At 71.5% G+C, this 25,614-nt stretch carries 25 protein-coding genes; 8 read left to right on the top strand and 17 right to left on the bottom strand.

Annotated features, from left to right (window positions below):
- Positions 1-28 precede the first annotated feature (28 nt).
- Positions 29-520 (bottom strand): hypothetical protein, encoded by a 492-nt coding sequence (locus tag ACWD3C_RS16795; RefSeq protein WP_451144509.1) that lies wholly within the window; start codon positions 518-520, stop codon positions 29-31.
- Positions 521-853: 333 nt separating this feature from the next.
- Here ACWD3C_RS16795 and ACWD3C_RS16790 point away from each other — a divergent pair, with 333 nt between their 5' ends.
- On the top strand, positions 854-1,525 hold the full coding sequence (locus ACWD3C_RS16790; protein ID WP_451144507.1) for a class F sortase: 672 nt from the start codon (positions 854-856) through the stop codon (positions 1,523-1,525).
- Positions 1,526-1,642: 117 nt separating this feature from the next.
- Here the strand turns inward: ACWD3C_RS16790 and ACWD3C_RS16785 are convergent, their stop codons facing one another.
- Positions 1,643-2,509, bottom strand: a complete 867-nt coding sequence (locus tag ACWD3C_RS16785; RefSeq protein WP_451144505.1) for a polysaccharide deacetylase family protein — start codon at positions 2,507-2,509, stop codon at positions 1,643-1,645.
- A 385-nt stretch (positions 2,510-2,894) separates the two neighbouring features.
- On the bottom strand, positions 2,895-4,058 hold the full coding sequence (locus tag ACWD3C_RS16780) for a CapA family protein (protein ID WP_451144503.1): 1,164 nt from the start codon (positions 4,056-4,058) through the stop codon (positions 2,895-2,897).
- Positions 4,059-4,317: 259 nt separating this feature from the next.
- Between ACWD3C_RS16780 and ACWD3C_RS16775 the strand changes: the two genes are divergently transcribed.
- The 3 genes from ACWD3C_RS16775 to ACWD3C_RS16765 all read left to right on the top strand — a co-directional run bounded on the left by ACWD3C_RS16775 (position 4,318) and on the right by ACWD3C_RS16765 (position 6,357).
- Positions 4,318-4,869, top strand: a complete 552-nt coding sequence (locus ACWD3C_RS16775; protein ID WP_451144502.1) for a sigma-70 family RNA polymerase sigma factor — start codon at positions 4,318-4,320, stop codon at positions 4,867-4,869.
- 170 nt (positions 4,870-5,039) lie between these two features.
- Positions 5,040-5,555 (top strand): hypothetical protein, encoded by a 516-nt coding sequence (locus tag ACWD3C_RS16770; RefSeq protein ID WP_451144500.1) that lies wholly within the window; start codon positions 5,040-5,042, stop codon positions 5,553-5,555.
- 151 nt (positions 5,556-5,706) lie between these two features.
- Complete coding sequence (locus ACWD3C_RS16765) at positions 5,707-6,357, top strand: hypothetical protein (protein WP_451144498.1); 651 nt, start codon at positions 5,707-5,709, stop codon at positions 6,355-6,357.
- Positions 6,358-6,375: 18 nt separating this feature from the next.
- Here the strand turns inward: ACWD3C_RS16765 and ACWD3C_RS16760 are convergent, their stop codons facing one another.
- The 3 genes from ACWD3C_RS16760 to ACWD3C_RS16750 form a co-directional block, all read right to left on the bottom strand.
- Complete coding sequence (locus ACWD3C_RS16760) at positions 6,376-7,290, bottom strand: Fpg/Nei family DNA glycosylase (protein ID WP_451144496.1); 915 nt, start codon at positions 7,288-7,290, stop codon at positions 6,376-6,378.
- A 69-nt stretch (positions 7,291-7,359) separates the two neighbouring features.
- A complete protein-coding gene (locus ACWD3C_RS16755) occupies positions 7,360-9,447 on the bottom strand; it encodes a SpoIIE family protein phosphatase (RefSeq protein ID WP_451144494.1) in 2,088 nt (695 codons plus the stop codon).
- Positions 9,448-9,647: 200 nt separating this feature from the next.
- A complete protein-coding gene (locus tag ACWD3C_RS16750) occupies positions 9,648-10,103 on the bottom strand; it encodes a hypothetical protein (RefSeq protein WP_451144492.1) in 456 nt (151 codons plus the stop codon).
- 110 nt (positions 10,104-10,213) lie between these two features.
- Between ACWD3C_RS16750 and ACWD3C_RS16745 the strand changes: the two genes are divergently transcribed.
- Complete coding sequence (locus tag ACWD3C_RS16745) at positions 10,214-11,641, top strand: lipase maturation factor family protein (RefSeq protein WP_451144490.1); 1,428 nt, start codon at positions 10,214-10,216, stop codon at positions 11,639-11,641.
- Here ACWD3C_RS16745 and ACWD3C_RS16740 read toward each other — a convergent pair.
- Both ACWD3C_RS16740 and ACWD3C_RS16735 read right to left on the bottom strand, forming a co-directional pair.
- Entirely contained in the window at positions 11,629-11,757 is a 129-nt protein-coding gene (locus ACWD3C_RS16740; RefSeq protein WP_451144488.1) for a hypothetical protein, read from the bottom strand. The genes ACWD3C_RS16745 and ACWD3C_RS16740 overlap by 13 nt on opposite strands.
- Before the next feature lie 214 nt (positions 11,758-11,971).
- Positions 11,972-13,357, bottom strand: a complete 1,386-nt coding sequence (locus tag ACWD3C_RS16735) for an L-fuconate dehydratase (RefSeq protein ID WP_451144486.1) — start codon at positions 13,355-13,357, stop codon at positions 11,972-11,974.
- A 235-nt stretch (positions 13,358-13,592) separates the two neighbouring features.
- On the opposite strand from ACWD3C_RS16735, the gene ACWD3C_RS16730 reads away from it, so the two are divergent.
- Both ACWD3C_RS16730 and ACWD3C_RS16725 read left to right on the top strand, forming a co-directional pair.
- Positions 13,593-14,267, top strand: coding sequence for a FadR/GntR family transcriptional regulator (locus ACWD3C_RS16730; protein WP_451144484.1), 675 nt, complete (start codon positions 13,593-13,595; stop codon positions 14,265-14,267).
- Between the two features lie 236 nt (positions 14,268-14,503).
- Entirely contained in the window at positions 14,504-15,856 is a 1,353-nt protein-coding gene (locus ACWD3C_RS16725; protein WP_451144482.1) for an amidase, read from the top strand.
- A 9-nt stretch (positions 15,857-15,865) separates the two neighbouring features.
- Here ACWD3C_RS16725 and ACWD3C_RS16720 read toward each other — a convergent pair whose 3' ends face one another.
- The 3 genes from ACWD3C_RS16720 to ACWD3C_RS16710 all read right to left on the bottom strand — a co-directional run bounded on the left by ACWD3C_RS16720 (position 15,866) and on the right by ACWD3C_RS16710 (position 17,398).
- Positions 15,866-16,504 carry a LysE family translocator gene (locus ACWD3C_RS16720; protein WP_451144480.1) on the bottom strand — a complete coding sequence of 213 codons (639 nt, stop codon included), beginning with the start codon at positions 16,502-16,504 and terminating at the stop codon, positions 15,866-15,868.
- 180 nt (positions 16,505-16,684) lie between these two features.
- Positions 16,685-17,167, bottom strand: coding sequence for an N-acetyltransferase family protein (locus tag ACWD3C_RS16715; RefSeq protein WP_451144478.1), 483 nt, complete (start codon positions 17,165-17,167; stop codon positions 16,685-16,687).
- A gap of 54 nt (positions 17,168-17,221) precedes the next feature.
- A complete protein-coding gene (locus tag ACWD3C_RS16710) occupies positions 17,222-17,398 on the bottom strand; it encodes a hypothetical protein (protein ID WP_451144476.1) in 177 nt (58 codons plus the stop codon).
- Between the two features lie 454 nt (positions 17,399-17,852).
- On the opposite strand from ACWD3C_RS16710, the gene ACWD3C_RS16705 reads away from it, so the two are divergent.
- Entirely contained in the window at positions 17,853-18,698 is an 846-nt protein-coding gene (locus ACWD3C_RS16705; protein ID WP_451144474.1) for an SDR family oxidoreductase, read from the top strand.
- Here ACWD3C_RS16705 and ACWD3C_RS16700 read toward each other — a convergent pair.
- From ACWD3C_RS16700 to ACWD3C_RS16675, 6 genes are all read right to left on the bottom strand, one after another.
- Entirely contained in the window at positions 18,677-20,152 is a 1,476-nt protein-coding gene (locus ACWD3C_RS16700) for an SDR family NAD(P)-dependent oxidoreductase (RefSeq protein WP_451144472.1), read from the bottom strand. The genes ACWD3C_RS16705 and ACWD3C_RS16700 overlap by 22 nt on opposite strands.
- A 101-nt stretch (positions 20,153-20,253) precedes the next feature.
- Entirely contained in the window at positions 20,254-21,588 is a 1,335-nt protein-coding gene (locus ACWD3C_RS16695; protein ID WP_451144470.1) for a wax ester/triacylglycerol synthase family O-acyltransferase, read from the bottom strand.
- Positions 21,589-21,793: 205 nt separating this feature from the next.
- Complete coding sequence (locus ACWD3C_RS16690; RefSeq protein ID WP_451144468.1) at positions 21,794-22,186, bottom strand: hypothetical protein; 393 nt, start codon at positions 22,184-22,186, stop codon at positions 21,794-21,796.
- 99 nt (positions 22,187-22,285) lie between these two features.
- A complete protein-coding gene (gene glgC, locus ACWD3C_RS16685; RefSeq protein ID WP_451144466.1) occupies positions 22,286-23,506 on the bottom strand; it encodes a glucose-1-phosphate adenylyltransferase in 1,221 nt (406 codons plus the stop codon).
- A gap of 59 nt (positions 23,507-23,565) precedes the next feature.
- The gene (gene glgA, locus ACWD3C_RS16680; RefSeq protein ID WP_451144657.1) at positions 23,566-24,717 is read right to left on the bottom strand and encodes a glycogen synthase; all 1,152 of its coding nucleotides are present in this window, start codon (positions 24,715-24,717) and stop codon (positions 23,566-23,568) included.
- An 86-nt stretch (positions 24,718-24,803) separates the two neighbouring features.
- Positions 24,804-25,541 (bottom strand): (2Fe-2S)-binding protein, encoded by a 738-nt coding sequence (locus ACWD3C_RS16675; RefSeq protein WP_451144464.1) that lies wholly within the window; start codon positions 25,539-25,541, stop codon positions 24,804-24,806.
- Between the last annotated feature and the right edge of the window lie 73 nt (positions 25,542-25,614).

Genomic DNA, 25,614 nt, shown 5'->3' with positions numbered 1-25,614 from the left:
GGGGAAGGCGTATCCGGACGACCTTCACTCAGAGGCGGTTCTCGGAGCGGCGGCGCATCCAGAACAGGCCACCGCCGATGGCCGCGGCGGCCACGAGCCCGCCGCCGATCGCCATGTCGGTCGGTGTCGCCCCGCTGGAGCTGCTGCCGCCGAGACCGCCGCGGACACCGCCGATGACCGTGAAGACGTCGTTGAACGTCTTCGTCTTGCCCTCGCAGTTGGTGGTGACACTGTGCGAACCGGTGGTGGCGTTGGAGTTGACCGTCACCCTCGCGGTGGCCGTTCTGCCGTCCATGGACGTGAGCTTGGTGGTCGGGAAGGCGTTCGAGCTGATCGTGCTGCCGGGCGTCGTGCACGCGTCACCGCCACTGACCGTGAGGGTCAGCTGACCGCCACGGGCGATGACGTTGGGCGCGGCGGTGACCGAGGTGGGCTGGTCCCACGCGGCGGCCGTCGGGGCGGCGAGCCCCACCGCGGCGACCGCGGCGGCAGAGACCGCCAGGGCACGAGTAGTACGCATGTGATCCTCCGCGGAAGACGCCCCGGGAACCGTCCCCGGTGGATCGGCGAGAAAGCGCCTCCCAGACAGACCCTCAGATGCCGGGCACGGGGCCGCATTTCGAGAATGGTCCGTCCTGGTGAGAGAACACGCCGCGAGATTTCCGCACAATCGGATATTCCCGCAGGTCACGAACCGTCGGAAATTTCCTGTCCGCGGCAACTCGGATGGCGCAGGACGTGTGTGTTCCGCCACCCGTTCGCACCTGAGCCGTCGCCGGTGGCGTGCGCTGCGCTTAGCGTTCTCGTATGCGCGATGGAATACGGCGACGGCCGTGTCGAGAGGGGATGGCGAATGTCTTGGTCCGAGCCGGCCGAGGCCGAAGAGGAGGAACGGCGCAGGAAGCGCGCCCCGTGGGGCGTGATAGCGCTTGTTCTGCTGACCGGCCTCGCGCTCATCCGGAATGGTTCGGGTGAGTTCGACGTGGGCCCGCCGCAGCCTGCCTCCGCGGCCGCCGCCGACAGCCGCATGCCCTTCAACGGCACCTTCGCCAGGGTGCCGGACCCGCTGCCGTACGCCGTGGCCGACCGGGTCAGGATTCCGGCGATCCAGGTCGACGCGCCCGTCATGCCCGTGGGCCTCGACATCGAGGGCTGGGTCGACGCGCCGCCCGCCGAGGACCCCAACCTCGCCGGCTGGTTCACCGGTTCGGTCTCCCCCGGCGAGAAAGGCACGGCCGTGGTCGTGGGCCACGTCGACAACCAGCAGGGCCCCGCCGTTTTCTACGGGCTCGGGGCCCTGAGCAAGGGAAACCGGGTCGAGGTTCTGCGCCAGGACGGAAAGACGGCGGTATTCGAGATCTACGGCATCGAGGTCTTCGAGAAGCACAGCTTCCCGGGTGATCGCGTCTACGGGAACACAGGCGTCCCCGAATTGCGGGTCATCACCTGCGGGGGAGGTTTCTCCAAGCAGAACGGCTACGCCGGAAACGTCGTGGTGTTCGCCCACCTGGTCGAGGTTCGCTGAGCGTTCCCCGGCCGGGTGGGCGAAGGCCCGACCGAATTCAGGTGTTCGTGTGTTCGTGCGAGAGCCAGGCAGCCCCCACCGGCCCGCGGGCTCGTCACCGTGCTTCCGGCGGAGCGCTCAGGCGAATTCCCGTCGCGGCACGGTGATGTGATGGCCCGCGTCCAGCAGGTCCGGCAAATAGTCGCGCAGCGCCCGTACGCTCTGCGAGCGGTCGCCACCCGCGTCGTGCGAGAGGACCACGACGCCGGGGCCCGCGCCGTTCTCGACCCGGTCGGCGATGGCGCGCGCGCCCGGAGTCTTCCAGTCGAGCGTGTCGACGGTCCAGGCGAGGGGCTCCATGCCGAGTTCGGCGCCGAGCTGGAAGACCGCCCGGTTCCAGGCGCCGTAGGGCGCACGGAACCACAGGGGCGCCTCGCCGTAGGCCTCCTGGATGATCTCGGAGGTACGTTCCATCTGGGAGCGGATCGCGGAGCGGGAGAGCCTGGTGAGCAGCGGGTGCGACCAGGTGTGGTTGCCGACGACATGCCCGTCGTCGGCCATCTCGCGCAGCAGGTCCTTGTTGGCGGCCACCATCTCGCCGCACACGAAGAACATCGCGCGGACGTCGTGGGTGCGCAGGGTGCGCAGGATGTCCGGGGTGTAGCGCGGGTCGGGGCCGTCGTCGAAGGTCAGCACCATGCTCCGACCCAGCCCGTCCAGCTTCAGCAGCGGCTTGGCCCGGACCGGGGTCCGGACCGGGGTCCGGGCGGGGGCGCTGCGCTGCGGGCCGTATCCTGTGATGGGCTGGAGACGGTATGCGGAGGCTCCCAGCACACGGCGTGCCTTCGGCCCGGCGGCCGGGGCGGCGGCGCGTGTCGGAGCCGGCTTCGGTGTCCGGTCGCCGGTGAACAGACCGGCGGCCGTGCCCACCGCACCGGCCGCCCCCAGGGCGGCGGCGCCCGCCATCAGCATCCGGCGCCGCGTGAACATCTGATCCTTCGTCATGATTCATCAGTCGCTCAGCGGAACCCCGACGCGCTGGAGCGACACCGGTACGAGCGCCCGAAGCACCCGATGGGAGCAGCGCGTACGCACGCGTGCGCGGTCGCTTGCGCCCCGGCAGCCGAAGGGTGCGCCGGGCACGCCCTCGCCGGGCAGGTACCAAGCAGGTCGGGCGAAGGCCGCTGCGGTTGGGCAGCGCCCCGAAGGGGCGCGGGGCTGTGTACATATGCGGCTCCGCCGCGAGGCGCGGCCGGCCACGACCGCGCCGCAGACGAACGACGGAACATCGCGGCCGTCCGGCCGGTGAAGGCGGGGCGCCGGCCGGTGACGGTCGTGCCGTAGCGCTCCGGCACGGTTCACGGCTCCGCGTCAGCCACACCTGCGCCGTCTACCGCCCCATGACCAGCCCGTCCTGGGCGGCGCCCCGGCTCAGTACGACGGCGCGGATCCGGTCGCGTACGGCCGCCATGTCCGCCCCTCGCGCCGCCGCGGAGTTGAGGTTGACGACACGGCCGGAGGCCAGGTCGAACCGCTGCGGGACGAATTCGGCCCGTGTCACCTCCCAGCGGGCGCCCTCGCGGGCGGGCGGGGCGAAGGTGAAGCGGGCGAGGGTGCCCTCGTTGCCGCGCGGGTCGTGGGCGCCGGCGTGGTTGACCATGGCACCCGCGATCTGGTCGCCCATGCCGTAGACGACCCAGGTGCCGTTGACCCTCTCGTACGCCTGCGGGACATGGGCGTGGGTGCCGAGGATCAGGTCGATGTCGGGCCGCCCGTCCGTCCGGGCCGCGGTCAGCCGCTCCCCCAGACCGAGTTGCCGCGCGTCGGGCTCGTCCTGCCATTCGGTGCCCCAGTGCAGGGATACGACGACCACGTCGGCGCCCGCCCGGCGTGCGGCCCGGGCGTCGGCGAGGACGCGGTCGGGGTCGATCAGGTTGACGGCCCAGGGCCGGTCCGACGGCAGCGGGATGCCGTTCGTGCCGTACGTGTACGCGAGGTGCGCGACCTGGGCGCCGCCCGCGCGCAGCAGGGCCGGGCTGCTCGCCTCCTGGGCCGTGCGGGCCGATCCGGCGTGCCGTACGCCGGCACGGTCGAGGGCGCCGAGGGTGCGGTGGATACCGGCGGCGCCGGCGTCCAGCGTGTGGTTCGAGGCAGTGGAGCAGGCGTCGTACCCGGTGGCGGCGAGGGCCTCGGCCACCTCGGGCGGGGACTTGAAGGTGGGGTAGCCGGTGTAGTCGCCGTCCGCTCCGTACACCGTCTCCATGTGGCAGATCGCCAGGTCGGCGGCGGAGACGACCGGTCGTACGCCCGCGAGCATGGGCCGGAAGTCGTATCCGTCGCCGTCCGCGTCCGCGTGGGCCCGGTCGATGATCGAGCTGTGCGGGAGGACGTCGCCGGAGGCGACCAGGGTGAAGCCGCGCGCGCCCTCGGCGGAGGGCGCGCGCTGCCCGGAGCCCGGCGGACGGGGGACCGAGCCCTGGGCCTGGCAGGCGGCGGTCGCCATGAGCAGGAGGCCCCCGAGGGCCACGGTCGTCTGTCGCCTGCGTGCGGTCATCAAGACACCCCATTGCGATCGTATTTACGTATGAACCACCAAGAATCCGCATAAGAGGGAAAGTAGAGTCAAGAACCCGAACCGGTCACGTCACCCACACGGCCGCGGATGCGGGCGAGATCGGCGGCGGGGCGCGGGGCGACCGCCCGGAGCGCCCGGCAGACCGTTCGTCGCACCGTTCGTCGACGCGTTCGACCGTCCGCCGCACACTCGTGACCGCTCTCTGTGCACACGCTCCGGCCCGCGTTCCCATACGGCCATGACGGCCGGAACCACCACGATCACCAACGGGACGACGACCGCCGAGCACGAGCTGGCCGCGCTCCAGCGCGAACACGGCCGCCCCCTCTTCGCCCTGCTCCTACGGCTCTCCGACGGGGACCGGCACCGTGCCGAGGACCTGGTGCAGGAGACCTTCGTACGCGCCTGGCAGCACCCCGAAGCGCTGCGCGCCGACGACTTCGACTCCGTGCGCCCCTGGCTGCTGACCGTCGGCCGGCGGCTCGCCATCGACGCGCGGCGGGCCCGGCAGGCACGGCCGGCCGAGGTCGGGGACGCCGTACTGGAGAACGCCCGGGTGTGCGACGATCACGCGGACCGGGCCGCCGCGGCACTCGACGTACGGGAAGCTGTGAAGACACTCACACCGGAGCACCGTGAAGTCCTGGTGCAGGTGTACTTCCAGGGGGCGAGTGTGGCGGAGGCCGCCGCCGCGCTCGGGATACCACCCGGTACCGTCAAGTCCCGCGCGTACTACGCGCTGCGCGCCCTGCGCCGGGTGCTGCCGGGATACGCGGCCGACCTGCTGTGAAACCAATGGTTGGGTCAAACCTCCGTAAAGCGCCTTGCTGACGGCTCCGGTTGAGCAATCGTCTGTCTTCAGCCGTGTTCCGGATGGGGTCCTGTCGCCGGGAATCCGGCGACAGGACCCCAGGGCCCGGGGTCGGGCGACGCGCACGCACCGGAGGAAGGCAGGAAGGGATGCTGCACAGAGGTCACGAGAGCACGGACGGTACCGGCGGCGGTGAACTGACCGTTCCCATGGCGTGGTTGTACGCCGAGTACATCGCCGACGAGTTGTTGCGGACCGGCGACCTGATGCCGCCGACGTCCTTCGAGTACCGCGCGGGGCGGGACGCCCTGGCCCTGACCATCTTCCTCGCGGACAGCGGTGGTGAGCTCTCCGGCATCCGGGTCGTCTCCCAGCTGGAGACCTGGCTGTCGCTGACGGCGTACGACCAGCCGTGGCGGGACTGGGTGCGCGAGCGGATGGCGCGGCTCGCGGCCGACGCGGTCGAGGCGGGCGGTCCCGCGCCGGACCTGGACCTGGCCGACGCGGCCTGGCGATGGCTGGAGGAGACGGAGCTGCTCGCCCCCGACCTGGACGCGGTGCCGGGCGGTGGTGCGGTCTTCGGTGAGGACGAAGGACCGAAGGTGTGGACGCCGGCCTGGCGGCTCGGGCTGCCGCTGGGACACCTGGCGATCCATCTTTTTTAGCCCTTCACCGACTTCGACCAATCCGCTGCCCCGCCGGCTCCGAAAGCTTTTGGTCGGCATTCCGCAGAGGACTTGAGTGATTCGTCGGTCTGGTCCGTACCGGTGGTAGCAAGAAGCAACCCCCACCGCATCACCGGCTCGAGGAATTGCCATGTGGTCCCTGGATCGTCATCACGACGTCGGCGCCTATTCACTGGGCGTGCTGGACGAGGTGGACGCGTTCCACTTCGAGGACCATCTCCGCGACTGCCCGCAGTGCGCGGTGCGGGTCACCGAGTTTCGTCCGGCCGCCCGGCAGCTGATGCTGTACCGGAACGCGACCCCGCGCGCCGTGCATCCCTTCGCGGCTCCCGGGCCGCGGCTGCTGGAGCGGCTGCTCGGCGAGGTGGCCGCACGGAACCGGGTCGGGCGCAGGCGCTGGCTGTTCGCGGTGGCCGCCTCCGTGGTGTTCGCCGTGGGCGGGCCCGCCGCCGCGATCGTCGCGGGGTCGGGGTCCGAGTCCGCCACCGTCGAGGCGACCGACCCGGATTCGGGCGTGTGGGCCGAGGTCAGGGCCGAGGACCGGGTCTGGGGCAGCCAGATCGACCTCCAGGTCAAGGACGCCTCGGGCCCCCGCCCGTGCCGGCTCGTCGCGATCGGCAGGGACGGGTCCGAGGAGACGGTGACGAGCTGGATGGTGCCCGACGGGGCCGACGGTCCGTCCAGCATGCAGGGCGGTGCCGCCATGCGGCGCCAGGAGATCAGTCGGTTCGAGGTGCGCACGCGGGACGGGGAGCGGCTGGTGACGCTCAAGTCGCCCTGACCCACGGGTACGCGAGTGTCATTTCAGCAGTCGTGAAAGCCTTCGGTCCGCGAGCGGCCTGCCGCCCGTCTGGCATGTCGGGCAGTACTGCAGTGAGGAGTCGCTGAAGGAGACCTCGCGGACGGTGTCACCGCACACCGGGCAGGGCTCCCCGGTGCGGCCGTGCACCCGCAGACCGCTCTTCTTCTCGGCCTTCAGCCGCCCGGCCGCCAGCCCACGGGAACGTTCCACGGCTTCGGTGAGGGTGGCCCGCAGAGCCTCGTACAGCTGGTGCAGTTCCTCGGGCCGCAGCGAGGAGGCCGGCTTGAAGGGGGACATCCGGGCCGCGTGCAGGATCTCGTCGCTGTACGCGTTCCCCACCCCCGCGATCAGGCTCTGGTCGCGCAGCGCGCCCTTGATCTGCCGCCGCTCGCCCGCGAGGAGCTCGGCGAAGCGTGTCTCGTCGAAGTCGTCGGCCAGCGGGTCGGGGCCCAGGCGGGCGATGCCCGGGACCTCCTGCGGATCCCGTACGACGTACACCGCGAGCCGTTTCTGCGTGCCCGCCTCGGTGAGGTCGAAGCCCTCGCCGGTCTCCAGGGCGACCCGGAGGGCGAGGGGACCCTTGCCGGGGCGCGACAAGAAGGGGTCGCGCGTAGCGCGTCGGTGAGGGGTGGTGGTCGGGTGACGGGTGGGCCCGTCGGGGAGGCGGTCGCGCCAGCGGAGCCAGCCCGCGCGGGCCAGGTGAGTCACGAAGTGCAGGCCGTCCGCGTCGATGTCGAGGAACTTGCCGTACCGGTGTACGGCGGTGACCTCGCGGCCCTCGACGGCGGACACCGGCGGGTCGTACGTCTTGAGGACGCTGATGGCGACGGGCAGCACCCGGACGACCTCGTGGCCGACGAGCTGATCGGCCAGGAAGTCCCTGAGTGCTTCGACCTCGGGCAGTTCCGGCATACGTCCAGAGTGCCACCGCGGACGGACAGTGCCCTGCGCACCGGCCGTCACCTGCGTTTTGCGCCGCCCTCATGTCCGTGGCGGCACGAGGAACTCGCACCACACGCACTTTCCGCCGCCGCGCGCCTCCACCCCCCACACATCCGCGAGACGGTCCACGAGCAGCAGGCCCCGCCCGGAGACTCCCGACTCCCCCGCGTCGCGGCGGCGCGGCAGGGCGCTGGAGGCGTCCTCGACCTCGACGCGCAGCCGCCGTTCGGAGCCGGTGAGGACCCGCAGGGTGACGATGGCGGAGCCTTCGGTGTGCATCAGGGCGTTGGTGACGAGTTCGTCGGCGACAAGTTCGATCTCGTCGGCGCGCTCGCGGGCGCCCCAGGCCCGGACGGCCGCCCGGATCAGGTGCCGCGCCTCGGCGAGCGCCTCCGGGTCACCGGGCGCCACGTGCTGCTGGAGGCGCTCACCGGCCTGCGGGGCGGCCAGGCTCCGGCGGCGCAGGAGCAGCAGCGCCACGTCGTCGTCACCGCCGAGGTCCTCGGCCACGTCGATGAGCCGGTCGGCGAGGCCGCGCACGTCCGCCGGGCCCGCGGCGATCACCGTCTTCAGGGTGCGCATGCCGTCGTCGAGGTCGGCGCCGGGCTGCTCGACGAGGCCGTCGGTGCACAGCAGCAGGGTCTGGCCGGGGTCGAGTTCGAGGGCGGCGACCGGGTATTCGGGGCTGCCGAACTCGGCGGACAGGCCGAGCGGCAGACCACCCTCCACGGGGACCCGGCGGGCGGTGCCGTCGACCTGCCGGACCAGCGGGTCGATGTGCCCGGCCCGGACCACCTGGACGACTCCGGTCGACAGGTCGGCCTCCGCGTACAGGCAGGTCGCGAAGCGCTCGGTGTCGAGTTCGTGCAGGAAGACCGAGGCGCGGGCCATCACGGTGGCCGGGGTGTGCCCCTCGGCGGCGTACGCGCGCAGCACGATGCGCAGCTGGCCCATGACGGCGGCCGCGTGCGTGTCGTGGCCCTGGACGTCGCCGATGACGGCGCCGACGCGGCCGCCGGGCAGCGGGATGAGGTCGTACCAGTCGCCGCCGATGTCCCGGCCGAGGGAGCCCCCGAGGGAGGCGGCCCGGTAGCGGACGGCGATGTCGGCGCCGGGGACGCTGGGGATGGAGCGGGGCAGCATGGCCTGCTGGAGGCCCTGGGCGAGGTCCATCTCCCGCTCGTAGAACATGGCCCGCTGGAGGCTCTGGGCGATGCTGCTGCCGAGCGCGATGAGGACGTTGCGCTCCTCCGGGGTGAAGCCGCGCCGGTCGTTGTAGAGCAGGCCCATCGCGCCGATGGGCCTGGCCTGCACGATGAGGGGCAGATACGCGGCCGAGGTGATCTTCAGGTCGGTGATGTGCGGCCACAGCCGGGGGTACGACTCGGCGAACTCCTCCGGCGACTCGATGAAGTGCGGCGCGAGGTTCCGTACGACCTCGTTCATCGGGTACTTCGCGTCGAGCCGGGTGATCCGGGTGCCGGGCACGTAGCTGTCCTCGGGGCCCTCGGCGACCATGCGGATGCGTCCGGCCTCCGCCAGGCCCATGACCAGGCTCGTCGCGCCGAGGTGGGTGACGCCGTGGGTGTCCTCCAGTACGTCGATCACGTCCTGGACGGTGCGGGCGTGCGCGAGGGCGGCGGTGATGATCTGCACGATGTTGGTCTGCTGGCGGCGGGCCTCGTCCTGGGCGACCTGATCGCGGCGCGCCTCGCTCTCGCGCAGTTCCTGGGTGGCGTCGCGGACGATGCCGATGATCCGGCGCGGACGGCCGGATTCGTCGCGGCGGATGTAGCCCTGGGTGTGCGTCCAGCGCAGGCTGCCGTCGCGCAACCGGATGCGGAAGTACGCCCCGTAGTTCTCGCTGCCGTCCTTGAGTGCCCGGGCGACCAGGGTGTCGAGCCGGCGGGCCTCCATCGGTGGCACCCGCGCGGACAGGGTCTCGGGGTTGCCGTCGTATTCGGCCGGGATCAGGTCGAAGACCTCGTGGGCCTGGGCGTCCATGTGGAACTGACCGGTGTCCAGGTCCCAGTCGAAGCCTCCCATCCGGTTGAGCGCGAGGACCGAGTCCGGGTGGGGCGGCCAGTCCTCAGGGAGTGACTCCTCGTTCGCTCCCCGATCACTCATAGGGCAACATTGCCAGGGTTTGTCCGATTCTTCGACCCCGGAACGGTCGGGCAGGGCGGTGCCGTCGTCGTGCGTCGATCGTCTGCGGCCGTCTGCGGCGCCGTCGTGGCTGGTCTCGCCCCCGCGGCGGAGCCGCATATGCCACAGCCCCGCGTCCCTTCAGGGCGCTGCCGAACCGGAGCGGACTTCGCCCGACCTGCTCAGGGGATCTCTTCGAACATGCCGTCGGTGGAGTCGGAGAAGTCGGCGAGACCGGCGAGGTCGGGGATGAGGCCGCCGCCGTCGGGGAGGTCGGGGACTTCCGGGACCAGGTCGGGGCCGATCTCGTCGGAGAGGTCCTCGCTCCACAGGTCCTCGTCTTCTTGGTCCCACAGGTCGTCTTCGTCCCACAGGTCTTCGACGGCCAGGTCCTCGTCCCACAGACCCTCGACGTCCTCGACGTCCTCGCCCCACAGGTCCCCGACGGTGAACTCGTCCGGGTCCTCCGCGGCGAAACCGTCGGGCGACTGCACGTCGTCCGACTGCACTGTTCGGGTGACGGGCGACGGGGTCACGCCCGTAGTGTTCGTGGAGTCGGCGAAGGCACCGGGGCCTCCGGCGACGAGGGCGGCCGACAGCGCACCGGCCGTGACGCAAGCTCTGCTGGATGTGCGCACGACGTTCTCCCGTCGTTCTCCCGCTTCAGTCCGGGCAATTCGTTCACTATTGTCAGCAGTAGACCCGTTTGACCCGCAACTCAGGAAGACAGACCAGGAGCGCGAGAACCGTGGAATGGTTCACCGCACCCGACTACTGGACGAGCCGGTTGCTCTTCCAGCGTGCTCTGGCCGCCGTGTATCTGGTCGCCTTCCTCGGCGCGGCCCTCCAGTTCCGGGCGCTGATCGGCGAGCGCGGGATGCTGCCGGTGCCCCGCTTCGTCCGGCTGGTGCCGTTCCGCCGCTCGCCCAGCGTGTTCCACTTCCACTACTCCGACCGCTTCTTCGCGGCCTGGGCCTGGGCGGGCTGCGCGGTGTCGGTCGCCCTGATCGCAGGCCTGGACTCCCAACTCCCCCTCTGGGGCGGCATGCTGCTGTGGCTCGTGCCGTGGGTGATGTACCTGTCGATCGTGAACGTCGGCCAGACCTGGTACTCGTTCGGCTGGGAGTCCCTGCTGCTGGAGGTCGGTTTCCTCGCGGTGTTCCTCGGCAACGACGAGGTGGCGCCGCCGATCGTCGTCCTGTTCCTGCTGCGCTGGGTGCTGTTCCGGGTGGAGTTCGGCGCCGGGCTGATCAAGATGCGCGGCGACGAGTGCTGGCGGAAGCTGACCTGCCTGTACCACCACCACGAGACACAGCCGATGCCGGGCCCGCTGAGCTGGTTCTTCCACCACCTGCCGAAACCGGTCCACCGGGCGGAGGTCGCGGCCAACCACTTCACCCAGCTCGTCGTCCCCGTCCTGCTGTTCACGCCCCAGCCGATCGCCACGGCCGCCGCCTCCCTGATGATCGTCACCCAGCTGTGGCTGATCCTGTCGGGCAACTTCTCCTGGCTGAACTGGATCACGATCGTGGTGGCCCTGTCCGCCGTCGACTTCGGGACCACCACGCCTTCGCACGTGTCCGACGGGGCACCGCTCTGGTACGAGGTCGTCGTTCTCGCCGTCGCCGCGGGCCTGGTGGCGCTGAGCTACCGCCCGGCCCGCAACCTGGTCTCCCGCCGCCAGGTCATGAACCGCTCCTTCGACCCGCTCCAGCTGGTCAACACCTACGGCGCGTTCGGCAGCGTCAGCCGTATCCGGTACGAGGTCGTGATCGAGGGCACGGCGGACGACGTACCGCGTGCGGACTCGGACTGGCGGGAGTACGAGTTCAAGGGCAAGCCGGGCGATCCACGGCACTGGCCGCGCCAGTTCGCGCCGTACCATCTGCGGCTGGACTGGCTGATGTGGTTCGCGGCGCTCTCCCCCGCGTACGCCGGTTCCTGGTTCGGCGGCCTGGTGGAACGGCTCCTGGAGAACGACCGCGACACGCTCCGCCTGCTGCGCCGCTCCCCGTTCCCGCCGGACGCCCCGCCCCGCTACGTCCGCGCCCGGCTCTTCCGCTACCGCTTCACGACCTGGCGTGAGCTGCGGGAGACGGGCGCGTGCTGGGATCGGACGTACGTACGGGAGTTCATGCCGCCGACCAGGCTGGACACACCGGCCTACAGGTCGTAGACGCTGGTCGCGGTGCCGTCGAAAACCGACTCGCGCTCGCTGTCGTCGAGAAGGGAGGAGGTCAACTGCCCGGTGAGAGCATCGACTTGGCCGTAAGCCGCGCGGCCAGCGTGCACACGGCCAGTCCGAGCCGAGCATCACCCGGCCCAGGCCGAAGGCTTCCAGGACCAGGGCGGCGTACGGGCGCCGGTCGAGGTCGAGCACGGCGACCCGGGCGCCGCGGGCGGCGAGGAGTTCCGCGGTGGCCCGGCCCGATGCCGGAGGCGCCGCCGGTGACCAGCACCTTGAGACCCTCGAAGTCCTGAGCCCCGGCCAGTCCCTGAGTGCCCGTCATGCCGCTGCCCCCTTCTCGTTCTTCTGCTCGTTCTTCTGCTCGTTCCGCTCGTCGAGTTTCTGCCGTTCCAGGTCGGCGGCCCAGAAGACGCCGCCGGGATACGTGTACTCCGCGATGGACTCCGGGCACATGGTGGCCGAGAAGCCCGGTGCGGTGGGTGCCGTGTAGTGACCCTCGCGGATCACCACCGGGTCGAGGAAGTGCTCGTGCAGATGGTCGACGTACTCGATGACCCGGTCCTCGGTGATCCCCGAGAGCGTCACGAAGTCGAACATCGAGAGGTGCTGGACGAGTTCGCACAGGCCGACGCCGCCGGCGTGCGGGCAGACCGGCACGCCGAACTTCGCGGCCAGCAGCAGGATCGCGAGGTTCTCGTTGACCCCGCCGACGCGGACCGCGTCGATCTGCAGGATGTCGATGGCACCGGCCTGGAGGAACTGCTTGAAGACGACGCGGTTCTGCACATGCTCGCCGGTGGCGACCTTCACCGGAGCCACGGCCTTGCGTACGGCCGCGTGGCCGAGGACGTCGTCGGGGCTGGTCGGTTCCTCGATCCAGTAGGGCCCGAACTCGGCCAGGGCCTTCGTCCAGGCGATCGCCTCGTCGACGTTCCAGCGCTGGTTGGCGTCGATCGCGATACGGATGCCGGGGCCGACGACGGAGCGGGCGACCCGGCAGCGGCGTGCGTCGTCCGCGAGGTCCGCGCCGACCTTCAGCTTGATCTGCCGGAATCCGTCGGCGACGGCCTGGGCGGCGAGGCGGCTGAGCTTCTCGTCGTCGTAGCCGAGCCAGCCGGGCGAGGTGGTGTACGCGGGAAGACCCTGGTCGAGCAGGTGCTCCGCACGGCCGGAGGCCCCTTCCCTGCCGCGCCGCAGGAGTTCCCGCGCCTCCTCGGGCGTCAGCGCGTCCGTGATGTAGCGGAAGTCGACCTGCTGTACGAGCCACTCCGGCTCGGCGTCGGCGAGCAGCTGCCACAGCGGCTTCCCGGCGCGCTTGGCGGCCAGGTCCCACACCGCGTTGACGACCGCGCCGATCGCCATGTGCATCACGCCCTTCTCCGGGCCGAGCCAGCGCAGTTGGCTGTCCCCGATCAGGTCCCGGAACAGCGAGCCGGGGTCGGCGCACAGCTCGTCGACCGGTCGTCCGACCACATGGTCGCGCAGCGCGTCGATCGCGGCGACCTGGACATCGTTGCCCCGCCCGATGGTGAAGGTGAAGCCGTGTCCCTCCGGGCCGTCGGCCGCGTCGGTGCGCAGAACGACGTACGCGGCCGAGTAGTCGGGGTCCGGGTTCATCGCGTCGGAGCCGTCGAGCTCACGCGAGGTGGGGAAGCGGATGTCGTAGGTCTCGACCGCGGTGACGCGGGCGCTGGTCGGTGACACGGATGGCCCTTCGGGTCGCGTACGGGAGGCGCCTCGTCGAGCAGGATCTGAGCTGGTGTCTGTTATTTATCAGACCACTTCGCCATCAGAACAACCTTCCGAGTCAAATACCCTCCCTTTCCGGCCTCAGAGGTCCGACCACCTGGGTGGCTGGACTGCCGCGCACCGACGACAGGACGAGTGGCGTGGACGAGACACCGCCCCGGCAACCGAGGTCGCTCCCCAGAAGGGCACCGTGACGCAGCGCGCCATCGAGCGGATCAAGGCGATGATCGCCGAGAGCCGGCTGGAGCCCGGGCAGCGGCCGCCGACCGAACGTGACCTCGCGGCCCGGCTGGGCATGTCGCGCAGCTCGATGCGGGAGGCGATCCGCGCGCTCACCGTCCTCGGTGTCCTGGAGGCACGGCACGGGTCCGGCATCCACGTCACCCGGCTGGAGGCCGGGGACCTGCTGGAGACCTTCGGTGTCGTGGCCGACCTCTCCCGGGGCCCCCGTCTGGCCGAGCTGCTGGAAGTGCGCCGCATCCTGGAGTCGACGGCGACCGCGCTCGCCGCCGCGCGCATCGCCCCGGACCAACTGGCCGAGGTCGAGGAGCACTTGACCGCGATGAACGCCACCGACGATCCCGAGGAGATCCTCGCCCACGACCTCGCCTTCCACCGCGCGATCGTGACCGCCGCCGGCAACGAGACGATGGCCGCGATCCCGGAGGGCCTGTCCTCCCGCACCTTCCGCGCCCGCGTCTGGCGCGGCTACCAGGAGGAGGGCGCCTTCGCACGCACCCGTCGCGAACACGCGGCCATCCACCGCGCCCTGGTCGCCCGCGACCCGGAGGCGGCACGCGCGGCGGCGGCCGCGCACGTGGGCGAGGTGGAGGAGTGGCTGCGGGCCCAACTCGGGCCCGAGTGAGGCGAAGTGGGCCCGCGTCTCGCACGCCCGTACTCCCGTGGGTGCGGTCGTCGCCGGGGACCGGGGGGGGATGGTGTGCTCGGTGCGTACGGGGCGCGGGCCCACTGGTCGGTGTCGAGCACGCGGAACACCTCTCGACGCGGTGCGGTTCAGCAGGGCACAGTGCTCCTCGTACTCACCCGCTACTGGCGAGTACGCACGCACACGTCACGTAGGACAGGAACGAGGGAGCGCTCGTGACCAGCTGGGTCGGCCGGACCGCCACCGAGATCGCCGCCGCCGTACGGGAGAAGCGGGTCGCGCCCCGTGAGGTGCTGGCGGAGCATCTGGCGCGGATCGAGGGGCTCGATGCCCGGGTCGGTGCGTTCCGCACGGTGCGGGCCGAGGCCGCGCTCGCCGAGGCCGACGAGCTGGCGGCCCGCGACGACCTGGCCGGACTGCCCCTCGCGGGCGTGCCGGTGGCGGTCAAGGACAACCTGCCGGTACGGGGTGAGGCCACCCGCAACGGCTCGGCGGCGACCTCCGACACCCCGGCCGGGCACGACCACGTCACGGTGGCCCGGCTGCGTGCCGCGGGGGCGGTGGTCGTGGGCAAGACGAACGTGCCCGAGCTGTGTGTCTTCGGCACCACCGACGGCGTGCACGGCGTGGCGCGCAATCCGTGGGACCTTTCCCGCACGGCGGGCGGTTCGTCGGGCGGCAGCGCGGCCGCGGTCGCCGCCGGGATGGTGCCGATCGCGCTCGGCAACGACGGCATGGGCTCGCTGCGCATACCGGCCGCCAACTGCGGGCTGGTCGGGTTCAAGCCGGGCTTCGGTGTCGTCCCGGCGGACATCGGCCACGGCGACTGGTTCGGCATGTCGGAGAACGGGCCGCTCGCGACGACGGCCGAGGACGCCCGGCTGATGTTCTCGGTGCTGGCCGGCACGGAGGCCGTACCTCCGCCCGAGTCAGCCGCCCGCAGGATCGCCCTTTCCGTGCGCAGCCCCCTCCTCGGCGTCACCGTCAGCCGCCCGTACGCCGCCGCTGCCCGCGAGGCCGCCGAACTGCTGGCCGGGGCCGGTCACCGGGTGCGGCCCGCCGATCCGCCGTACCCTCTCTCGCTGGCCACCACATCGCTCGCGCACTGGACGGCGGGTACCGCGGTGGACGCCGTGGGCCTGGACCGGTGGCGGCTCACCCGGCGTACGCGGGTGCACGCGGCCGTGGGGCGGCGCTTCGTCAAGGGCGTACGCGAGGGTGCCGGACGTGCCGGACGGGAGCGGTTGCGTCAGCGTCTGGAGCCCTTCTTCGCCGAGCACGATGTTCTACTCACCCCGGCGCTCGCCCGGCGCGGGCCCGCCTCCGCGAACTGGCACGAGAGGGGATGGCTGCGCAATCTGCTCGCCAACACGAACTACTCGCCGCTGACGCCGCCGTGGAACCTCACCGGCTGGCCGGCCATGTCGGTGCCGTTCGGCACGCTGCCGTCCGGTGCGCCGTGTGCCGTACAGCTGGTCGGACGTCCCGGCTCCGAGTTCGAACTGCTCGCGCTGGCCGGACAGTTGGAGGAGCTGCGCCCGTGGCGGCGTACGGCACCGCTCGCGTAGCGCGCCGCGTCACTCCTTGCGGCCCGTCACGGCGACGGTGACGCCGAGGCCGATCATCGTGAGGCCGCCGACTCCGCCGACGAGGGAGAGCCGCCGCGGTGAGCGGGCGAACCAGTCCCGTGCGGTGGCCGCGGCCACTCCCCACACACTGTCCGAGACGATCGCGATGACGTTGAAGACGAGGCCGAGCAGCAGCATTTGGAGCACGACGTGCCCTTGGTCGCGGTCGACGAACTGCGGCAGTACGGCGGCGAAGAACACGATGGTCTTGGGATTGGCGACGCCGACCGCGAACCCTTCCCACAGGGTGCGCCGGTTGCCGTACGTGGGGGTGTCGGCGGTGAACGAGGCCTGGAGCGCGCCTCGTTGCCGCCACGCCTTCACGCCGAGGTAGACGAGGTAGGCGGCGCCCGTCAGTTTCAGGGCCGTGAAGACGAGGACCGAGCGTTCCACGACGGAGCCGATCCCCAGGGCGACGGCGACGACGAGCGCGTACGCGCCCATCGTGTTGCCGGCGACGGTGGTGATCGCGGCGCGGCGGCCCTGGGCGAGCGCGCGTCCGATCACGAAGAGCACGCTGGGGCCGGGTATCACGATCAGCAGGAACGACATGGCCGCGAAGGCGAGGAGGCGGTCGGTGGGCACCATGCGGCACATGCAAGCACGGGGAGGGGGCACGCCCCCAGCCATTTTCCGGGTGGCTCAGCGGCGCCGGGGAAGTGAGGGTGCGTTCCCGCGCCCGCCGCGGCAGCGGCTCGTGTCGCCGCCGGTGCGTGCTCTCGGCGTGCCGGGCGGCGTAGGGGCGGGCCCGCACTTCCCCGGGGTCGCTCAGAGCGCCTTGTACAGGATGTGCAGCCCGACCCGCCCATGCCGCGGGTGCTCGTACGCGTCCGGCACCGTGCCGAGGATGGTGAAGCCGAGTGAGGTCCACAGCCTGACGGCCGGGTTGGTCTCGACGACGGCGTTGAAGACCATGCCCCGGTAGCCGTCGGCCTTGGCGGCGGCGAGGATGTGCCCGGCGAGGGCGCGGCCGATGCCGTGGCCGCCGTGGTCGGGGTCGACCATGAAGCCGGCGTTGGCGATACGGGCGGCGGGACCGCCGTAGTTGGGGGTGACGTAGGCGGAGCCGACGACGGCTCCGGTGTGGTCCTCGGCGACGTACACGCGCTTGGCGGGGGCCATCCACAGGGCGCGGGCTGCCTCTTCGGAGGTGTCCGGGTCCCAGGTGTAGGTCTCGCCCGCGGCGACGATGCGGTGCCAGAAGGGCCAGATGCGCGGCCAGTCGTCGGCCGTGGCTTCTCTGATCGGCATGGACGTGAGTCTGGCACGCCCATGCCGTCAGCGATCGCGATGGTCCTGCCGGGGTCAGTCCACGCTGGGCAGGATGTGGGGCTCCGCGAGGTCGTCCTCGTATCCTGCCAGGCGGATCGGGGCGGACCTGGCCCACACGTCGAGGCTTCCGAGGTCCTTCTTCGGCCGGCGGACCGCACGCTCCGTGCGTTCCTTGGGGCGCTGATCGCGATTGCTCTTCTCCGGTGTCACCGCGCACTCCTTATGTGTCGGGTCACCCTCGGGACTCATCGGCCACTCTGCTGCTGTGCGCCTGACGTCCGCTCGGGTCTGAGTCGATTTCGGTTCGGACGCGGTGGCGCCTGTCAACTTGTGTGAGAGCAGGCCGTGATGACTGGCTTGTCCCGGGACGGACCGTGGGTGTGGGTGGGACCCAAATACTGCTGTCCGTCCGTTACAGAGTACCCATATGAGCGGGCGCCCGCTCGATAGGGCCGAAAACACGAGGCTACTGTCTCAAGTCGTACGAGGTCGAACCGTTTTCCCTCGGGTGACCAGGGCACGAGTGTGCCCTGTCGAGCCAAAGCGGACCGCCGCACACCGCCGAACGGGTGAAGCACCCCGTGGGCAGGGAGGCCCACGAGACCGTCGCGCCCGCACACACCTGGGGCTGTTGCCTCATGGCCCGTCATGAGAACGTACGCGGATGACATCGCCGTACGGGCTGGAAGGAAAGGCCGCGATCGTCACCGGGGCCACACGTGGGATCGGGCTGGCCGTCGCCGAGGCCCTGGTTGAGGCGGGCGCGCGGGTATGTGTGACCGCTCGTGATCCGGCGGCCGTGGCGCGGGTCGCCGGGGATCTCGGTGCCGTCGGGCTCGCGGGGTCGGTTGCCGATCCCGCCCACCTCCGGGAGCTGACCGAGCTGGCGCTGCGGGAGTTCGGCCGGATCGACGTCGTCGTGAACAACGCGGCGACCAACGAGCCGTACGGACCGCTGATGGACGCCGACCCGGACCGCTGGCGGGACGCCTTCGCCGTCAACGTCGAGGCGCCGCTGCGGCTGACGCAGTGCGTGTGGCGGGCGTGGATGAACGAGCACGGCGGGGCGGTGGTCAACGTCTGCACCGAGGGCGCCGCCCATGTGGGCCCGAACGTGGGCGCTTACGGCACCAGCAAGGCAGCGCTGGTTCACCTCACCCGGCAGCTCGCCGGTGAACTGGCGCCCGGGGTCCGGGTCAACTCCGTCTCCCCCGGGCTCGTCCGCACCGACATGGCCCGCTTCGTCTGGGAGGGCGCCGAGGAGGACGTGGCCGCCGGGCTGCCCCTCGGCCGGATCGGGGAGCCCGCCGATGTCGCCCGGGCCGTGGTGTGGCTGGCGTCGGACGCGGCGGAGTGGGTCACCGGGGCGGATCTGCTGGTGGACGGCGGGACACGGGTACGAGCGGCGCACACCTCAAGAGCGCGCACCCCAGGAACGCCCGGCTCAGCGGCGTACGCCGTCCATGACCGGCTCCGTACCCGGGCGCCTCACCACTTGCCCGGCGCGTAGTCCTTCAGGAAGACGCCGTACAGGTCCTCGCCCTGCTCGCCGCGCACGATCGGGTCGTACACGCGGGCCGCGCCGTCGACAAGGTCGAGCGGGGCGTGGAAGCCCGCGTCGGCGAGGCGGAGCTTGTCCGGGTGCGGGCGCTCGTCGGTGATCCAGCCCGTGTCGACGGCGGTCATCAGGATGCGGTCCTTCTCGAACATCTCCTGGGCGCTGGTGCGCGTGAGCATGTTCAGGGCGGCCTTGGCCATGTTGGTGTGCGGGTGGCCCGCGCCCTTGTAGCCGCGGCTGAAGACTCCCTCCATCGCGGAGACGTTCACGATGTACGTCCGGCGGGCCCCGGAGGCCGCCATCGCCGCACGCAGGCGGCTGATCAGGATGAAGGGAGCCGTCGAGTTGCAGAGCTGGACCTCCAGGAGCTCGACCGGGGTGACCTCCTCCACCGCCTGGATCCAGCTGTTGGTGTCGTGCAGGTCGGGCACGAGGCCGCCCGCGTCGATCGCCGTACCGGCCGCGATGCGCTCCAGGGACGCCGAGCCGGACACCAGTGCGAGGTCGGTGACGTCCTGTGCGGTGAGCGCGCCGCCCCCGGCGACCGGGAGCGCGGCCACGGCGCCGGAGCCGAAGGTGCCGATGACCTCGGCGGCGGGGAGTTCGCCCGCGGGCAGCGGGGCGGACTCGGCGGCGACGAGTTCGCTGTAGGCCTGCGGGGAGCGGCGTACGGTTTGCGCGGCGTTGTTGATGAGGATGTCGAGCGGGCCCTCGGCGGCGACCGAGTCGGCGAGGGCCACGACCTGGGCCGGGTCGCGCAGGTCGATGCCGACGATCTTCAGCCGGTGGATCCAGTCGGCGCTGTCGGGCTGGGCCTTGAAACGGCGGATCGCGTCGTTCGGGAAGCGCGTGGTGACGGTGGTGTGGGCACCGTCGCGCAGCAGCCGGAGCGCGATGTACATGCCGATCTTGGCGCGGCCGCCGGTGAGCAGCGCGCGCTTGCCGGTGAGGTCGGCGCGGGCGTCGCGGCGGGCCCGGTTCTCGGCCGCGCACTTCTGGCAGAGCTGGTGGTAGAAGTAGTCGACCTCGACGTAGCGGGTCTTGCAGACGTAGCAGGAGCGCGGGCGCTGGAGTATCCCCGCGATCTGCCCGTCGTCGACGGCGGACGACGGCAGGATGCCCTCGGTCTCGTCGTCGATGCGCTGGGCGGAGCCGGTGGCGGTGGCCTCGGTGACCGCCTTGTCGTGCGCCGTCTTCGCCGCCCGGCGCTCCTGGCGGCGGCGCTGCTTGACCGCGCGGTAGACGCCCGCGGTGGCCCGGCGCACGGCGATCGCGTCCGGATGGTCGACCTCCAGCTTGTCGAGCTCCTCCAGCACGCTGAGGCAGACGGCCAGCCGCTCGGGGTCGATACCAGGGCCGTACGCCACCTCGTCCGTGGTCGCCGGGCCGTCCTCTGTCACCGTCATCGCGTTGCCGTTTCCCTGGTCACCCGCGGCGCTCCGACCGCGCTCGCTTTCGAACGGGGAATTGTACGGAGCGCCGGGCCGGGTCACCAAAAACGGGATGATCAAGGAGCGGTGGCGGCGAGCAGCTCCTCCGTCTCCCGGCACACGGCCTTGGCCAGCAGGTCCAGGTCCGGTACGGCCTCCGCGTCGGCGACGAGCCCGTAGTGCACATGCCCGCGGTAGGTCGACACGGCGACGGCGAGGGACTGCCCGCGGGCCAGTGGGGCGAGCGGGTAGACCTCGGCGAGCGGGCAGCCGCCCAGCTTCAGGCCGAGACTCGGCAGCGGCACGCTGGTGACCAGGATGTCGAACCAGAGCCGGGCGGCCTGGCCGACCAGCGGCCCGCCGAGCCGGTGGCCGAGCGCCGGCACATGGTCGGCGAGCAGCGCCACGGCGCCCGCTCCTCGGTTGGGCCCGGCGTCCTTGTTGCGGTCCATGGCCGTCCGCACCGTCCGCAGCCGGCCGAGCGGGTCGGGGTCGTCGACGGGCAGCCGCATCAGATAGCCGGAGAGCCGGTTGCCCTGCGGGTGCGCGGTGCGCGGGCGGCGCTTGGAGACGGGGATGAGTGCCCGGGGCGCGACGCCGTCGCTGCCGTCGCCGCGCTCGTCGAGCCAGCGGCGCAGGGCGCCCGCGACGATCGCGATGAGTACGTCGTTGACGGTGCCGCCCACGGTCTTGCGCACCCGGTGCACCTCGTCGAGGTCGAGGACCACGCCCGTGGTACGGCGGGTTCCGCTGGGTTCGGCGGTCAGCGCGGACGAGGTACGCACACCGACCGTGGAGCGGGCGACGGAGGCCCCGATGTCGAGGGCACGGCCGACGTCGGAGAGCGTGCCGCGGACGAGTCCCGGCAGCTTGCGTACGTCCGGGAAGAGGCTCCGCGGTGGCTCCGCGGGGCGCGGTCGGGGCTCGGGCATCTCCATGGGGTCCATGACCGCGGCGGCGAGCGTCAGCGCCCGTAGTCCGTCGGCCAGCGCGTGGTGGAACTTGAACAGCACGGCGAAGGACACCCCGTCCTCCCCCGGCAGGACGTGCGCCTCCCACGGCGGCCGGCCGCGCTCCAGCGGGCGCTCCATCAGCCGCCCGGCGACTGCGTGGAAGTCGGCGGTCGGCGCGTGCAGCCGTACGTGGTCGAAGGGCTCGAAGTCGTCCACGGGTACGCGGGCCGCACCGCCGAAGGCCAGTGGCAGCCGTACGTCGGGCAGCCACACGTCGCGGATCCGCATCTGCAGCCCCGGCACGGCGGCGGCACGGGCGGCGAGCAGGTCGGCCGCGTGGGCGCCCGCGGTGGGCGAGTTCGCCGTGAACACACCGAGTGCGGCCAGGTGCATCGGGTGCTCGGCGGACTCGATGTTCCAGAACGCCAGGTCGAGTGGTGCGAGAAGGTCAGAGGTCAATGGCTTGCTCTCGCGTCGACGACGGGTGGGTGAGCAGTCAATCGCCCTCGGGCGATTACGGTCAAGTACGATCAAGCTACGCACAGTTAACAGCAGATTAAGTCCCGCCACCGCGAGGGAGGCGGAACTTAAGGGGCCAGAGGGACCCATGAGGCGGAGCCCTTAGAGCAAGCGTTCGATATCCAGGTCACCGGCACCCGTGGTGTCACCGCACGGTGGTGGCGTGGACGGCCGCCCTGCCCGGCGCGTCCGGTTCGGCCCACGCCGAGGTGAACCCGTGTCCCGTGGCGACCAGGCCCGTCTGCTCGCCCAGAAAGTACCCGCGAGGGCTCGCCTCGTCGGGGATGCGGGGCGCCTGGCGCATGTCGTACGACGCCGGGGCCAGCCGGGTCTCCCGCCATGTCACCCTGTCGCTTGCGCCGGCGGAGCGCTGCGGGCGGCAGCGCTCCGGCCAGCGGTCGGTGAGAAGCGGGACGCCCGTATCGTCGTGGCGGAAGTCCGAGTACGAGACCGCGACCGTTCCGTCCCGCCCGACGGCCAGGGTGACGGTGAAGGTCTGCTGGTTCGGCACGGGGACGCCGGTCGGGGTCCGGTTCACTTTTCACGGGCTCGGACCGGGTGCGGCCGCCGTCGGTGGAGCGTACGTACGCCCCGGGGCAGCATCCTCGGCCCGGGCGGTCCTTCTCCGGAGCGAGGGCTACGACACCCGCTGCCCCTTGCCCAGCGCGATCACCCCGCCCTTGGAGACCGTGTAGAGCTCGGCGTCCCGCTCCGGGTTGACGCCGATCGTCGCGCCCGGCGGGACCTGCACGTTCTTGTCGAGGACCGCGCCCCGGACGACCGCGCCCCGCCCGATGTGGACGTTGTCGTGCAGGACCGAGCCCTGGACCACGGCTCCCGGGTCGACCACGACGCCCGGCGAGAGGACGGACCGTGTCACCTGCCCCCGTATCAGGCATCCGGCGCTGATGATCGACTCGCTGGCGATGCCGCCGGCGTTGAAGCGGGCCGGGGACAGTTGGTAGGAGTGGGTGTAGATGGGCCAGCTGCGGTTGAAGAGGTTGAAGACCGGGCGCTCGGCGATCAGGTCCATATGGGCGTCGTAGTACGCGTCGAGGGTGCCGACATCACGCCAGTAGCCCTGGTCGCGGGTGGTCTCACCGGGGACGTGGTTGGCGCTGAAGTCGTACAGCTGGGCCTCGCCGCGGTCGGTGAGCTGCGGCAGAATCGATCCGCCCATGTCGTGCACGGAGGTCTCGTCCTCGGCGTCCCGCTGCAGGGCCTCCACGAGGGCCTTGGTGGTGAAGAGGTAGTTGCCCATCGAGGCGAACACGCATTCGGGGTCGTCCGCCAGGCCCGGCGGGTCGGCGGGCTTCTCCAGGAACCGTTCGATGCTCCGGCCGTCCGAACCCGGGCTGATCACACCGAAGGACGAGGACTCCGAGCGCGGGACGCGGATGCCGGCGACCGTCACGCCCGCGCCGCCCTCGATGTGCTGCTTGAGCATCTGCCGCGGGTCCATGCGGTAGACGTGGTCGGCGCCGAACACCGCGACGTACTCGGGCTGTTCGTCGTGCACCAGGTTCAGCGACTGCAGGATCGCGTCCGCGCTGCCCAGGTACCAGCGCGGGCCGAGCCGCTGCTGCGCCGGGACCGGTGTGACGTAGTTGCCCAGCAGGCTCGACATCCGCCAGGTCGTGGTGATGTGCCGGTCGAGCGAGTGCGACTTGTACTGCGTGAGCACGCAGATGCGCAGGATGTCCGCGTTGACGAGATTGGAGAGTACGAAGTCGACGAGACGGTACGTCCCGCCGAAGGTCACCGCGGGTTTCGCACGGTCGGCGGTCAGGGGCATCAACCGCTTGCCCTCGCCGCCCGCCAGTACGATTCCCAGCACCGAAGGTCCACCGCGCCGCATGCCGCCGCCCCTCTACACCCGGTTGTGCTGCTGTGCCCTGTTCGCTGACTACCCCTGTGTTACCCCTGTTTGAGGACTTCCTCGTACAGGTGGACCGTGCGCCGGGCCACCGCGTCCCAGCCGAACTCCCGTACCGCGCGCTCCCGTCCGGCCTCGCCCATGCGCGCGGCGGTCTCCGGATCGGCGAGCACGGAGTCGAGGGCCCGGGCCAACTCCGCCTCGAAGGCGTCCCCGGTCGGTACGAGGAGACCCGTCACGCCGTCCTCGACGACCTCGGGGATGCCGCCGACCCCGGAGGCCACGACGGCGGTTCCGCACGCCATCGCCTCCAGGTTGACGATGCCGAGCGGCTCGTACACCGACGGGCAGACGAACACGGCCGCGTGCGTGAGGAGTTGGATGACATCCGGGCGCGGCAGCATCTGCGGGATCCAGTGCACGCCTTCCCGTACGCGGCTCAGCTCCTGGAACAGCTCGCGGAACTCCTGGTCGATCTCCGGGGTGTCGGGCGCGCCCGCGCACAGCACCACCTGGATGGACGGGTCGATGTCCCGTACGGCGCGCAGGAGATGGGGCACGCCCTTCTGGCGGGTGATGCGGCCTACGAACAGCACGTACGGGCGGCCGGTGTCGAGGCCGACGCGGTCGAGGACGTCCGTGCCGTGGTCCGGCTTGTAGAGGGAGGTGTCGATGCCGTTGTGCACGACGCGGACCTTGGCCGGGTCCAGGGCCGGGTAGCAGCCGAGGATGTCCTCGCGCATGGCGCCGGACACGGCGATCACCGCGTCGGCGGCCTCGACGGCGGTGCGTTCGGCCCAGCTGGACAGGGCGTATCCGCCGCCGAGCTGCTCGGCCTTCCAGGGGCGCAGCGGCTCCAGCGAGTGGGCGGTCATCACGTGCGGGATGCCGTGCAGCAGCTTGCCGAAGTGACCGGCGAGGCCCGCGTACCAGGTGTGCGAGTGGACGAGTTCGCGGCCTTCGAGGCCTGCGGCGATGGAGAGGTCCACGGAGAAGGTGCGCAGCGCGTCGTTGGCACCGTCGAGCGCGGTCCAGGGCCGGTGCCGTACGACTCCGCCCGACGCGCCCTCGCCCCAGCAGTGCACGTCCAGGTCGACGAGGGATCTCAACTCCCGGGCGAGGAACTCGACATGGACCCCCGCGCCGCCGTACACGTCCGGCGGGTACTCCCGGGTCAGCAGTCCCACTCGCACCCGGAACCCCCTGTTCTCGCGATCGGTTCCCATGGTCACCCAGATGTGGCGGTTGGGGAAGACCGCGGTCGTCCGGGGCCCGTGGGTCAGGACCGGCGGGGCGGGCGGTCGAAGCAGCAGTCCCCGCACAGTCCGCCACCGGGCACACGGTAGTAGAGGCAGCAGCTGCGGCGCCGGAGAGTGGCGGGATCGAGGGTGCCGGACAGGCCGGGGTACGTGAGGAGTTGGGCGCCCAGGGCGCGTGCCCGGTCCCCCACGTCCGTACGGCCGCCCGCGCGGGCCCACCGGTCGAGCTGCCGCACGGCACCGGCGAGCGCGGAGCCCGCGTTGCCCCACAACAGCCCTTCCGACATGCGGTGTTGAGCGCGCAGCGCCGCCGACAGGGGCCTGAGGTGCCCCTCCACCACGGCCTCACCGATCATCCCCGCGGGAAGCGCCCGCACCTCGGTCAGCCACAGGTCGTCCGGAGCGCTGCCGTTCGGGTCCCAGCGCAGCAGCCCCGGGGCGAGGTCGGGGACGCACCCGTAGAGGCAGGCGGAGCCGAGCACGACCGACCACAGCCGGGCCACGAACCCCTGCTGCGCCACGGAGACCGCGATCCGCGGCTCGGGCACGCGAAGGCTTTCCGCGACTTTCCGGACACGAAAGGTCATCGGATCCGGGGGAACCTCCTCGCCGCCGTCGGCGTTCCGTGCCGCGTACGCTTCCGCGAGCGTCGGCAGCGGGCCGTGCGGCGGTACGCCCGTGCGGAGGACGAAGAAGCCGCCGAGGGAGCGCAGGGCGGTGAGCCGGGGGTCGAGGTCCACGAAGAGCAGTAGTACCAAGACCCCTAGGGGTCTTCACCGGGCGGGTTGCAGGGGGGACCCCCGACTGGGGTATGACGGAGGCCGGGTCGTA

Source organism: Streptomyces sp. NPDC002845, assembly GCF_053591955.1.
The sequence above is the reverse complement of the archived record's forward strand: the minus strand, read 5'-3'. Positions and strand labels throughout refer to the sequence as shown.

Excerpts from the sequence above, each read along its gene's own strand:
- ACWD3C_RS16765 (WP_451144498.1), top strand. The coding sequence starts at position 5,707 with ATGTGGTCCCTGGATCGTCATCACGACGTCGGCGCCTATTCACTGGGC.
- ACWD3C_RS16720 (WP_451144480.1), bottom strand. The coding sequence starts at position 16,504 with ATGGTGCCCACCGACCGCCTCCTCGCCTTCGCGGCCATGTCGTTCCTG.
- ACWD3C_RS16785 (WP_451144505.1), bottom strand. The coding sequence starts at position 2,509 with ATGACGAAGGATCAGATGTTCACGCGGCGCCGGATGCTGATGGCGGGC.
- ACWD3C_RS16770 (WP_451144500.1), top strand. The coding sequence starts at position 5,040 with ATGCTGCACAGAGGTCACGAGAGCACGGACGGTACCGGCGGCGGTGAA.
- ACWD3C_RS16780 (WP_451144503.1), bottom strand. The coding sequence starts at position 4,058 with ATGACCGCACGCAGGCGACAGACGACCGTGGCCCTCGGGGGCCTCCTG.
- ACWD3C_RS16755 (WP_451144494.1), bottom strand. The coding sequence starts at position 9,447 with ATGAGTGATCGGGGAGCGAACGAGGAGTCACTCCCTGAGGACTGGCCG.
- ACWD3C_RS16775 (WP_451144502.1), top strand. The coding sequence starts at position 4,318 with ATGACGGCCGGAACCACCACGATCACCAACGGGACGACGACCGCCGAG.
- ACWD3C_RS16790 (WP_451144507.1), top strand. The coding sequence starts at position 854 with ATGTCTTGGTCCGAGCCGGCCGAGGCCGAAGAGGAGGAACGGCGCAGG.
- ACWD3C_RS16760 (WP_451144496.1), bottom strand. The coding sequence starts at position 7,290 with ATGCCGGAACTGCCCGAGGTCGAAGCACTCAGGGACTTCCTGGCCGAT.
- ACWD3C_RS16715 (WP_451144478.1), bottom strand. The coding sequence starts at position 17,167 with ATGCCGATCAGAGAAGCCACGGCCGACGACTGGCCGCGCATCTGGCCC.
- ACWD3C_RS16705 (WP_451144474.1), top strand. The coding sequence starts at position 17,853 with ATGACATCGCCGTACGGGCTGGAAGGAAAGGCCGCGATCGTCACCGGG.
- ACWD3C_RS16700 (WP_451144472.1), bottom strand. The coding sequence starts at position 20,152 with ATGACGGTGACAGAGGACGGCCCGGCGACCACGGACGAGGTGGCGTAC.
- glgC (WP_451144466.1), bottom strand. The coding sequence starts at position 23,506 with ATGCGGCGCGGTGGACCTTCGGTGCTGGGAATCGTACTGGCGGGCGGC.
- ACWD3C_RS16795 (WP_451144509.1), bottom strand. The coding sequence starts at position 520 with ATGCGTACTACTCGTGCCCTGGCGGTCTCTGCCGCCGCGGTCGCCGCG.